Annotated in this window: 14 protein-coding genes; 8 read left to right on the plus strand and 6 right to left on the minus strand. The window is 70.7% G+C overall.

Annotated elements, in window-relative coordinates; all coding sequences use genetic code 11:
* Window positions 1–3 precede the first annotated feature (3 nt).
* The gene (locus C5B96_RS14095; RefSeq protein ID WP_199176663.1) at window positions 4–357 is read right to left on the minus strand and encodes a LysE family transporter; all 354 of its coding nucleotides are present in this window, start codon (window positions 355–357) and stop codon (window positions 4–6) included.
* A gap of 68 nt (window positions 358–425) precedes the next feature.
* Here C5B96_RS14095 and C5B96_RS14100 point away from each other — a divergent pair, with 68 nt between their 5' ends.
* Genes C5B96_RS14100 through C5B96_RS14110 form a run of 3 tightly spaced genes read left to right on the plus strand, consistent with a single transcriptional unit; the run spans window position 426 to window position 2,014 of the window.
* Window positions 426–1,352, plus strand: a complete 927-nt coding sequence (locus C5B96_RS14100) for a LysR family transcriptional regulator ArgP (protein ID WP_104245994.1) — start codon at window positions 426–428, stop codon at window positions 1,350–1,352.
* A 40-nt stretch (window positions 1,353–1,392) separates the two neighbouring features.
* Window positions 1,393–1,743, plus strand: coding sequence for a hypothetical protein (locus tag C5B96_RS14105; protein WP_104245995.1), 351 nt, complete (start codon window positions 1,393–1,395; stop codon window positions 1,741–1,743).
* Between the two features lie 4 nt (window positions 1,744–1,747).
* Complete coding sequence (locus C5B96_RS14110) at window positions 1,748–2,014, plus strand: hypothetical protein (protein ID WP_104245996.1); 267 nt, start codon at window positions 1,748–1,750, stop codon at window positions 2,012–2,014.
* On the opposite strand, the gene C5B96_RS14115 is transcribed toward C5B96_RS14110, so the two are convergent.
* On the minus strand, window positions 2,011–2,646 hold the full coding sequence (locus C5B96_RS14115; protein WP_104245997.1) for a TetR family transcriptional regulator: 636 nt from the start codon (window positions 2,644–2,646) through the stop codon (window positions 2,011–2,013). The genes C5B96_RS14110 and C5B96_RS14115 overlap by 4 nt on opposite strands.
* Window positions 2,647–2,740: 94 nt before the next feature.
* Here C5B96_RS14115 and C5B96_RS14120 point away from each other — a divergent pair, with 94 nt between their 5' ends.
* Together C5B96_RS14120 and C5B96_RS14125 are read left to right on the plus strand one after the other, a co-directional pair.
* Window positions 2,741–3,061, plus strand: coding sequence for a hypothetical protein (locus C5B96_RS14120; protein WP_104245998.1), 321 nt, complete (start codon window positions 2,741–2,743; stop codon window positions 3,059–3,061).
* A complete protein-coding gene (locus C5B96_RS14125; protein ID WP_104245999.1) occupies window positions 3,058–3,558 on the plus strand; it encodes a hypothetical protein in 501 nt (166 codons plus the stop codon). Before C5B96_RS14120 ends, C5B96_RS14125 begins: the two co-directional genes overlap by 4 nt.
* Here the strand turns inward: C5B96_RS14125 and C5B96_RS14130 are convergent.
* The 4 genes from C5B96_RS14130 to C5B96_RS14145 all read right to left on the minus strand — a co-directional run bounded on the left by C5B96_RS14130 (window position 3,555) and on the right by C5B96_RS14145 (window position 6,661).
* The gene (locus C5B96_RS14130; protein WP_199176664.1) at window positions 3,555–4,691 is read right to left on the minus strand and encodes a YihY/virulence factor BrkB family protein; all 1,137 of its coding nucleotides are present in this window, start codon (window positions 4,689–4,691) and stop codon (window positions 3,555–3,557) included. The genes C5B96_RS14125 and C5B96_RS14130 overlap by 4 nt on opposite strands.
* Window positions 4,692–4,773: 82 nt before the next feature.
* On the minus strand, window positions 4,774–5,352 hold the full coding sequence (locus C5B96_RS14135) for a DUF3618 domain-containing protein (RefSeq protein WP_104246000.1): 579 nt from the start codon (window positions 5,350–5,352) through the stop codon (window positions 4,774–4,776).
* Window positions 5,349–5,765, minus strand: a complete 417-nt coding sequence (locus C5B96_RS14140; RefSeq protein ID WP_104246001.1) for a phage holin family protein — start codon at window positions 5,763–5,765, stop codon at window positions 5,349–5,351. Before C5B96_RS14140 ends, C5B96_RS14135 begins: the two co-directional genes overlap by 4 nt.
* A complete protein-coding gene (locus C5B96_RS14145; RefSeq protein ID WP_158507194.1) occupies window positions 5,762–6,661 on the minus strand; it encodes a hypothetical protein in 900 nt (299 codons plus the stop codon). The genes C5B96_RS14140 and C5B96_RS14145 overlap by 4 nt, the downstream gene beginning before the upstream one ends.
* Window positions 6,662–6,962: 301 nt before the next feature.
* Between C5B96_RS14145 and C5B96_RS14155 the strand changes: the two genes are divergently transcribed.
* From C5B96_RS14155 to C5B96_RS14165, 3 genes are all read left to right on the plus strand, one after another.
* Entirely contained in the window at window positions 6,963–7,208 is a 246-nt protein-coding gene (locus C5B96_RS14155; protein WP_146078195.1) for a hypothetical protein, read from the plus strand.
* Window positions 7,209–7,210: 2 nt separating this feature from the next.
* A complete protein-coding gene (locus C5B96_RS14160; RefSeq protein WP_104246004.1) occupies window positions 7,211–8,143 on the plus strand; it encodes an alpha/beta fold hydrolase in 933 nt (310 codons plus the stop codon).
* Window positions 8,143–8,829, plus strand: a 687-nt coding sequence (locus tag C5B96_RS14165; RefSeq protein ID WP_104246005.1) for a triacylglycerol lipase, incomplete at its 3' end; no start/stop codon positions are given. The genes C5B96_RS14160 and C5B96_RS14165, both read left to right, overlap by 1 nt.

The following is an 8,829-nucleotide window of genomic DNA, read 5'->3' on the forward strand; positions in this document are numbered from 1 at the left end:
TACTCACCGGGCTCTCGCTGATCGTCGCCATCGGTGCGCAGAACGCGTTCGTGCTGCGCCTCGGCATCGACGGGCGGCGAGGAGGCCGTAGACGATGAGGAAGCCGGATCCGACGACGCGGATCACGACGAGCGCGACCGGCACCGCCTCGATGAGAGCGCCGATGCCGAGCGCCCCCGCGATGATCAGCACCGCATCGGAGACGGCGCAGATCGACACGACGACCCCGATCATCCGGCCCCGCCCGTCGATGCCGAGGCGCAGCACGAACGCGTTCTGCGCACCGATGGCGACGATCAGCGAGAGCCCGGTGAGTAGCCCGAGCACGGCAGGCAGGAGGGTCGAGGAGGGGAGCACTCCTCGAGCGTAGGCGGGGCGCGAAGATAAGCCCAGCTACGGAATCTTCAGAAGGATAAGATCTGCTTATGACCGGCTTCGCCCGTGAGCAGCTCGCGACCCTCCTCGCCCTGGTCGACGAGGGCACGTTCGAGGCGGCCGCGGCCCGGCTGCACGTCACCGCATCCGCCGTCTCGCAGCGCGTGAAGGCGATGGAGCAGTCAGCCGGCCAGGTGCTGGTGCAGCGCACGAACCCCGTTCGACCGACCTCCGCGGGCGATATCGTGCTGCGGCTGGCGCGGCAGGTGCAGCTCGTCGAGACCGAGGCGCTCAGCGCGCTCGGCCAAACCGACTCGGGGTCGTCGCGACCGACGCTCGCGGTGGCCGTGAACGCCGATTCGCTGGCCACGTGGTTTCTGCCGGCGCTCGCCGAGGCGAGCGAGCGGCACAGCGCGGTCTTCGACGTGCACCGCGACGACCAGGACCACACCACGGCCCTGCTGCGCTCCGGGGAGGTGATGGCCGCCGTCACCTCGACCCCGGAGCCGGTGCAGGGCTGTTCCGTCAGCCCGCTCGGCGTGATGCGGTACAGCGCGGTCGCGAGCCCGGCCTTCCGCGACCGCTGGGCAGGAGGGGGCACCCTGTCGGCGTGGCTCGGCGCGGCTCCGCTGGTGAACTTCGACCGTCGCGACGAGCTGCAGTTCGGCTTTCTCGAGAGGCTGGGTCTGGATGCCCGGCAGAGCCCGGCACACTTCGTTCCGACGTCGGCCGACTTCGCCCGCGCTGTCGTGCTGGGCCTCGGCTGGGGGATGCTGCCCGAGCAGCAGTGCCTCGACGACCTCTCCAGGGGCACCCTCGTCGAACTGGCCCCCCGCGCACCCGTCGACATCGCCCTGCACTGGCAGCGCTGGAACCTCGACTCCGTGCTGCTCGACGGTCTCACGCTGGCGGTGCGGAACGCGGCATCCAACGCCCTTCGCCCGCTTGGCCGACCGCCTCGGGAGAACCGGGCCTGACGGCCCTTGCGCCTCGCGTTGGGCGTGGTTGACTGGGGTGATGACCCGCTCCTCCACCCTTCTCGCCGGCATCGTGCTCGGTTCGGGCGTGCTGCACTTTCTGCGCCCGGCTGCCTACGCCGGCATCGTGCCCGCCCGGCTGCCGGGCCGCGGCCGCGACTGGGTGTACGCGTCGGGTGTCGCGGAGCTGCTCGTGGGCGCCGGTCTGCTGAACCCGGCGACCAGGCGGGCGAGTGCCCTGGCTGCGGCCGCCCTGTTCGTGGCGGTCTTCCCGGCGAATGTGAAGATGTTCCAGGATGCCCGGCAGCCGGCCGTCAAGCGCATCGCTGCCGCGCGGCTGCCGCTGCAGGTGCCCCTGGTGGTCTGGGCGCTGCGACTGGCGCGGAGGTGACCGCGTGAAGCAGAGCAAGCACCAGCTGATGACGCTGGAGGAGGCCACCCGCATCGAGGCGCAGGCCGAGAGCGGCGCCCTCGATTTCAGCCTGCCCGGAACGCAGGAGCTCGTCGACGAGGCGCGGCGCGTGCACGTGACGGCGTACATGTGGGGGACGACCCGCGGCGAGTCGGGGCGGAAACGCCTGCACACGGGGGTCGCGCTCGGGATCGGCATGGTCGTGGCGACGGTGGCCGGGTTCTGCGTGCCGTTCCTCGAGGCGCGCTAGGCGGCTCGGCGGGGCGTTCCGCAGGATGCATCGACCCAGGGCTGCAGCGCCTCGCAGAGCGGCCGGAGGTCGTCATCGATCCAGTCCGCGAGGGTGCGTGCGGGGTCGGTGAGCGGCAGCCAGCTGCGCAGCTTGGCGAGAACCAGCGACTGCACGGCGCCCCCGACGACGGGCGGCACGGCATGCTCGACCGGGCATCCGGTTCGCAGCACGAGGAAGGCCGAGATGACGCCGGCCCAGGCGTTCCAGTGGGCGGATTCCTCGTCGCGGAGCTCGGGGGAGGAGTCGAAGAGCACGAACCGCTGCCGCCACACCGCGTCACGGGCGGTGTCGCGGGTGAGCGCGTCGAGCACGGCCAACCGCACCGCCGTGAGGGAGGGCAGCCCGGGGTCGGACTGCTGCAGGAGGGTCTGCAGGCGGTCGATGTGCTGGTCGAAGGCAAGCCAGATGATCTCCGACTTGGAGGAGTAGTAGCGGAAGAAGCTCGTCTTGCTGACCCCGGAGGCCTTCGCGATCGACGCGATCGTGGTGGCCGCGAAGCCCCGTTCGAGAAAGAGCTCGAACGCGTGCTGGGCGATCTGTTCACGGCTCGAGGCGTGCGGGCGACCGCGAGGCTTCTGAGGACCGTTCATGATGCGAAGACTACGCCCCGCCCCGGTGATGATCTAGCGTGGGGAGTGCGCGCATCCTGCCGCGTGTGTGTACGACCTGCTGGGAGGCAGAACCATGGTCAGCTCTGCTGCTGCGACCGAAGCCTACGAGAATCTCACTGTTTCGCTGAGCGACGAGGAGGGCGTGGAGGTCACCGTCGACGGCCTCACGGTGCACGGCACCCTGTTCGCCTTCCTCGACGGCGACGACCTGGTGGTCGAACTGCCGGCTGCCCGCGGCGACGACCTGCAGCAGCGCGGTATCGCCGAGGCGCACGCCGAGTCGGGGACTCCGCCGCGCGCCTGGGTGCGGGTGGGCGACCAGCAGCTCTGGCCCGAACTCGCCGGTGAGGCGCACACGTTCGTGGGGGAACCGCCCGTCGGCGGTGACTCGTGACGGAGGGGCACGTCGGGCCGGATGGGCCGGATGCGGCCGACGCCGCGGATGGGCCCGACGCCCCGGATGGGCCCGATGCGGCGCACCGGCGGCCTGAGGGTGTCGACGACGCCACGGTCGAGGCGCTCGGCAAGCTGAGCGAGGCGCTCGAGGTGGTCGAGAACGCCCGGGGGATGCTCTACGCCTTCCACCGCATGACCGGCCAGGCCGATCTCGCGCTGGGGGAGGCTGTGACGCTTCTGCGTGAGTCCGGGCATCCGGAGCTCGCCGACCGCATCGACGACGAACTCGTCGGCCGCAACGTCATCGAAGGCCGGTGGACGTTCCAGATCGTCGAGGAGTTCGACGACGGCTACTGGGCTGCGTTCCGGAAGCTCGAACAGGCCGCCCGCGACGCGCTCGTCGGCGGCCGACGGCACCTGTTCGAGGCGGAGATGAAGGAAGACCGGCGCACGCACGGGCGACGGCACCACGAGGCGCTGCCGCCCGAACGCTAGGCGCCGCGCGGCCGGTCTCCGCGCGAGACGGGCGACTCGGCCGACTCAGCCGTGCCAGCAGGGTCGGCAGCGTCGGCCGAGTTGCGAGTGCTCGCGCGTTCGCGCAGTTCGCGGCCCCGCTCGACATCCGCCCGCTCCTTCGCTGCCGCCTTCTCGCTCTTCCGCGTGTCACGGGGCGGGAGCTGGATGTTCTCCTCGGCCTCGATACCCGCCTGCAGTTGCCGCCCGCGTTCGAGTTCGGCGTCGAACTCCGCCCCGAACAGCAGGGCCATGTTGGCGATCCAGAGCCACAGCAGGAAGATGATCACGCCGGCGAGTGAGCCGTAGTTCTTCGCGTAGTTCGCGAACGTCGTCACATAGAAACCGAAGCCGAGAGACGCGACGACGAGCACTACGAGCGCCAGCAGTGCGCCCATGCTCATCCAGCGGAACTTCGGCTGCCGGGCGTTCGGCGTCGCGTAGTAGAGGATGGCGATGATGAGGATGACCGCCAGCGCCAGAACGGGCCACTTGGCGATCGACCACACCACCTGCACCGCCTCGCCGAGCCCCAACGCGCTGCCGACCGCATCGGTGACCGGGCCCGACACGGCGAGGATCACGGCGATCACCAACAGCAGCACGATCGCGATGACCGTGACCAGCAGCTGCAGGGGCTTCAGCTTCCAGAACGGTCGGCCCTCGTCGATCTCGTAGATGCGGTTCATCGCGCGGCTGAACGCCGTCACGTAGCCGCTCGCCGACCAGATCGCGAGCACGATGCCCGAGACGAGTGCGAAGCCGGCAGCGGGAGAGCTGCTGAACTGTTCGAGTGGCCCGCGCAGGGTCTCGACCGTGTCGCTCGGGGCGACGCTGCCGAGAGTGTCCAGCAGGGCATTCGTGGCCTGCTGGCCCTGGCCGATCACGCCGAGCAGCGAGACCAGCGCGATGAGGGCGGGGAAGATCGCGAGCACGGAGTAGTACACGAGCGACGCGGCGATGTCGGTGCACTGGTCGGTGCTGAACTCGCGGAGGGTCTTTCGCAGAACGTACTTCCACGACGGCTTCTCGACGTCGCTCGGGCCTCCGGGTTTTCTCCGATCATCCGGAGCGGGAGCGTTCTTCAGCTTCTCGCTGGCGCCGATGTCTGACACGGGAGCCTCCTGGATCTGGTGGGGGGGTGAATGTGGAGCGGCCCCGCAGCACTGCTGCGGGGCCGCGCGGATGGAACGGGTGTTACGCCTCGTCCTGAACGACGTGGCGGGCCTGGCCGGCGGAGTCCTTGAGGTCGCTCGTCGCGGACGAGGCCTCCTCCTTCACGGTGCCGACGGCGTCGGACGCGGTGTCCTTCACGGCGGCCGCGGCCTGCTGGGCGGGCTCCTTCAGGTTGCCGGCGACGTCTTTGGCGACATCCTGCACGTTCTCGACGAGGGGCTGCGCCTTGTCCTTGATGTCGGCGGCGACCTCCTTCTCCTTCGTGCTCGCCGGAATCAGCGACGAGGCGAGGAGGCCGACTCCGAACGCGATCAGGCCGACGGCGAAGGGGTTGCCGGAGGCCTTGTCGGCGACGGTGCGTGCCTGGCCGGAGACCGAGTCGCCGACGCTGCCGCCGGTGCCCGCCACGTTCGACTTCGCATCGGATGCCACGCCCATGACCTTGTCGCGGATGCCGCCGAGAGCGCCCTTGACCTTCTCGGTCTGGCGCTCGGCGATCTTCGACGGGGTGACCTTGTCGGCGAGGGCATCGACGTCGGAACTCAGCTCGCGGCGGCTCGCCTCGATGTTCGCGCGGATCTGCTCAGGTGAATCGCTCATCGGTTCTCCTCATTTCTCTTCAGTGTGTCGGGAAGTTTCTTCAGCGAGTCGACGGTCTTCGGCGCACCCTGCATCTCCTTGAGCTCCTTGCGGCCCCGGGAGTACAGAATCAGGCCGATGATCGCCCAGATGACGGCGACCACGACGGCCGACCAGGTGTTGTCGATCAGGTAGCCGAGGCCCCACCAGAGGGCGATCGACAGGAAGAGGATGGCCATCACGCCGGCGTACCCGGCGCCGCCGAGCATCCCTGCACCCTTGCCCGCCTTGCTGGCGGACTGCTTCAGTTCGGCCTTGGCGAGGTCGACCTCCTGGCGCATGAGCGTCGAGATGTCTTTGGTCACCTCGCCGAGCAGGTCGCCGAGCGAGGTCGTCGCGGCCTTCTCCTCGGAGGGGGTGTGTGCGTCTGTCACGATCGGTCACCGCGGTAGTCGTCACCCTGGATGGTCTCGTCGAACGAAGGCCTCGCCGGCTCGTCGAACAGGCTCTCGACGGTGTCGGCGTCGCCGTACTCGTCGTCGACGGAGTGCGTGCGGAGGGCCTGGTCGTCGGTCGGCGCCGCGTCTGCGGTTGTCGGCGTCGCGTCTGCGGTTGTCGGCACCGTGTACCCGGGAGCGGTGTAGGCGGGGGTGGTGGGCGCCGGCGGCGTGTAGGCGGGCGTCGTCGGGGCCGACGTCGTGACCGGAGCCACGTAAGCCGGGGCATCCGTGTCGAACGAGGGGGTGCTGAGGCTGGCGGCGGGGGCGCTCGTGTCGGGGGTGTACGTCGCGGCGGGGGTGTACGTCGCGGCGGGGACCGCGGCATCCGTCGACGCCTCGTCTTTCGCGTCCTTGGCGTTGCCGGCCAGGCTGCGGGTGAGACGACCGGCCACGATGCCGGCGATCGCGGCGACCGCGATGAAGGTGCCGGGCTTGCGGGCGGCGTACGAGCGCACATCCGACAGCAGGGTGCCCGGATCGCGGCCCTCGAGCCACTCTGCGACGTTTCCGACGCGGCTGGCGGCCTGCGAAACGAGGTCGCTGGCGACGCCGCCCGAGGTCGAATTGCCGGCCATGTCGGTGAGCTCGTCACTCACGGAGCGGAGGCCGCTGGCCACGCGCTTCTGCTGGGTGCCGGCCTGCTCGCGCAGTTCGCTCTGCGTCTGCGAGAAGAGATCCTTCGCCTGCACCTTCGCTTCGCCGATGACGGAACCGGCTTGGTCGGCCGCGGTCTCTGCGACGTGCTGGCCCGAGGAGAGAGCCTCATCCTTGAGCTGGGAAGCCTGGTCTTTCGCCGCGTCCGCCTTCGATGCGGTGGGACTGTCTGTCATGATCGTGCCTTTCATGGAGCCGATGATTCGAGGCCGCCCGGGCTGGTCCCGGGCGTTGTCGGTGACGACTGCAACCTTCTCCCGCGCAGGTCGGTTCAGAACAGCGCTAGCCAGACGAGGGATGTCGGGGCTATAGTCACGCGCGGTCGCGGTCGCGGTCGCGGTCGCGGTCGCGCTCGCGGTCGCGGAGGCGGGAGGGCGGGGCCCGGAGGCGGAGGGCGGGCGCCCCGGAGGCACAGGTATCGTTCCGCTCTCCGCAACCCCCTCACGGGTGTCTGCGGCTTTGGTTAGCGTGGTGACCATGCCCGCAGAATCCGACAGCCCTGCCCCCGACGAGCCCGGAGCGCCTGGAGCGACCGCCTCACCCGCTGACTCCGCCGACACCGACGACGCCGCCGACTTCGACTCCGAGCGGCGCAAGCAGCTGCTCACCGCGCCGAAGGCCGACGAGAACGACGCCGCGCCCCGCATCGACGTCACGGAGGTGGGCCCGCACACAACCCGCATCGACGTGCGCGACGACGCCGCGTACCGCCCGGGCATCTGAGCGTGGGCAGGGTCGCCGGTGGTCGCGAGCTGAGCATCGACGGCCTGCCGTTCCGGGTCTGGCAGAGTCCGCACAAGGGGCGCATGTCGAGGCCTGTCTTCGTGATCGTGCACGGCATCGGCTCGTCGCACCGGTACGGCGTGCGCCTGCAGAACGAGCTGGCCGCGCACGGTGAGGCGCTGTCGCTCGACCTGCCGGGCTTCGGCGGACTGGCCCGGCCGCGGCATCCACTCTCCATCGAGGAGTACGCGACCCTCCTCGGCCACCTGTTCGACGCTCTGCACCTGCCGGAGGCCGTGCTCGTCGGCCACTCGATGGGCGCCCAGATCATCACCGAACTCGCCGTGCAGCGACCCGAGCTCGTGACGCACCTCGTGCTGGTCGGGCCGGTTGTGAACCCTGGGCGCGGCAGCGGCGTGCAGCAGGCGCTCGACCTCGCGCGCGACAGCGCCTTCGAGCCGGGGGTGGTGAAGCGCACGGGCAGCCGCGACGCGATGCGCGCCGGCCTCCGCTGGTTCCTGGCCGAGATGCGGCCGATGCTCGCCTACCCGCTTCGGGCCCGGCTCGCGCGGGTCGGTGTGCCCGTGCTCGTCGTGCGGGGGGCGGATGATCCAATCGCCCGTCTGGCCTGGTGCAACGACCTCGCGGGGTCGGTGCCGGGGGCTCGGCTGCTCAACGTTCAGGGGCATCGGCACGTCGTGCACTTGACGGCGCCGCGGAACGTGGCGGCGGGCATCCTGCGCCTCGTGCGGTCGGCTGCTGCTGTGCCGGCTGCGGGTGCCGTGCCGGTTGCGGGTGCCGTGCTGGCTGCGGGTGCCGTGCCGGTTGCGGGTGCCGTGCCGTCTGCGGGTGCCGTGCCGGCTGCGGAGGGGTCGTCGGCGCCCGCGCCTGAGCCGACCGCCGCGGAGACACCGGGCCCCGGCGAGGGCGCCTGATGCGGCTCGGGGAAGCCCTCCGCGACACCGGGTGGTGGGCGCTCGACTACCTCTACGCCGCGCACTGGCAGCTGCGGGCCGCCCTCTCGCGGGCTCGTCCCGCCCAGTACCTCGGCGGAGACGGCCGGCCCGTGCTCGTCATCCCCGGCATCTTCGAGACTTGGCAGTTCCTCCGCCCCACCATCGAAGCCGTGCACGCCGCGGGCCACCCCGTGCACGTGGTCACCCTGCTGCAGAACAACCGCAGGCCCCTCGACGAGGCCGCCCGCACGGTCTCCGACTACCTCGCCGAGCACGACCTCGCCGACGTCGTCATCGTCGCCCACAGCAAGGGCGGGCTCATCGGCAAGACGCTCATGCTGAGCCCCTCGTCGGCGGCCCGCATCGCCGAGATGGTCGCCGTCGCGTCTCCGTTCGGCGGATCCCGCTACGCCCGGTACCTGCCGCTCCGCTCGCTGCGGGCGTTCTCGGCGACGGATGCCCGGCTCTCCGCCCTCAACCTCGACGTCAGCGTGAATGCCCGCATCACCTCGGTCTTCGGGCAGTTCGACCCCCACATCCCCGAGGGCAGCGCCCTGCCCGGCGCCACGAACATCCGCCTCCCCACTGGCGGCCACTTCCGCGTGCTCGCCCACCCCCGCACCGTCGCCACCGTGCTCACGCGCGCCGCCGGCGCGCCCTCCGCC

Origin of the sequence: Subtercola sp. Z020 (assembly GCF_002931235.1) — a bacterium.
In the GTDB taxonomy this organism is placed as follows: domain Bacteria; phylum Actinomycetota; class Actinomycetes; order Actinomycetales; family Microbacteriaceae; genus Subtercola.

Bases quoted from the DNA above. Each gene is read 5' to 3' on its own strand.
- C5B96_RS14100 (WP_104245994.1), top strand. From the start codon at position 426: ATGACCGGCTTCGCCCGTGAGCAGCTCGCGACCCTCCTCGCCCTGGTC.
- C5B96_RS14105 (WP_104245995.1), top strand. From the start codon at position 1,393: ATGACCCGCTCCTCCACCCTTCTCGCCGGCATCGTGCTCGGTTCGGGC.
- C5B96_RS14115 (WP_104245997.1), bottom strand. From the start codon at position 2,646: ATGAACGGTCCTCAGAAGCCTCGCGGTCGCCCGCACGCCTCGAGCCGT.
- C5B96_RS14120 (WP_104245998.1), top strand. From the start codon at position 2,741: ATGGTCAGCTCTGCTGCTGCGACCGAAGCCTACGAGAATCTCACTGTT.
- C5B96_RS14135 (WP_104246000.1), bottom strand. From the start codon at position 5,352: ATGAGCGATTCACCTGAGCAGATCCGCGCGAACATCGAGGCGAGCCGC.
- C5B96_RS14145 (WP_158507194.1), bottom strand. From the start codon at position 6,661: ATGACAGACAGTCCCACCGCATCGAAGGCGGACGCGGCGAAAGACCAG.
- C5B96_RS14155 (WP_146078195.1), top strand. From the start codon at position 6,963: ATGCCCGCAGAATCCGACAGCCCTGCCCCCGACGAGCCCGGAGCGCCT.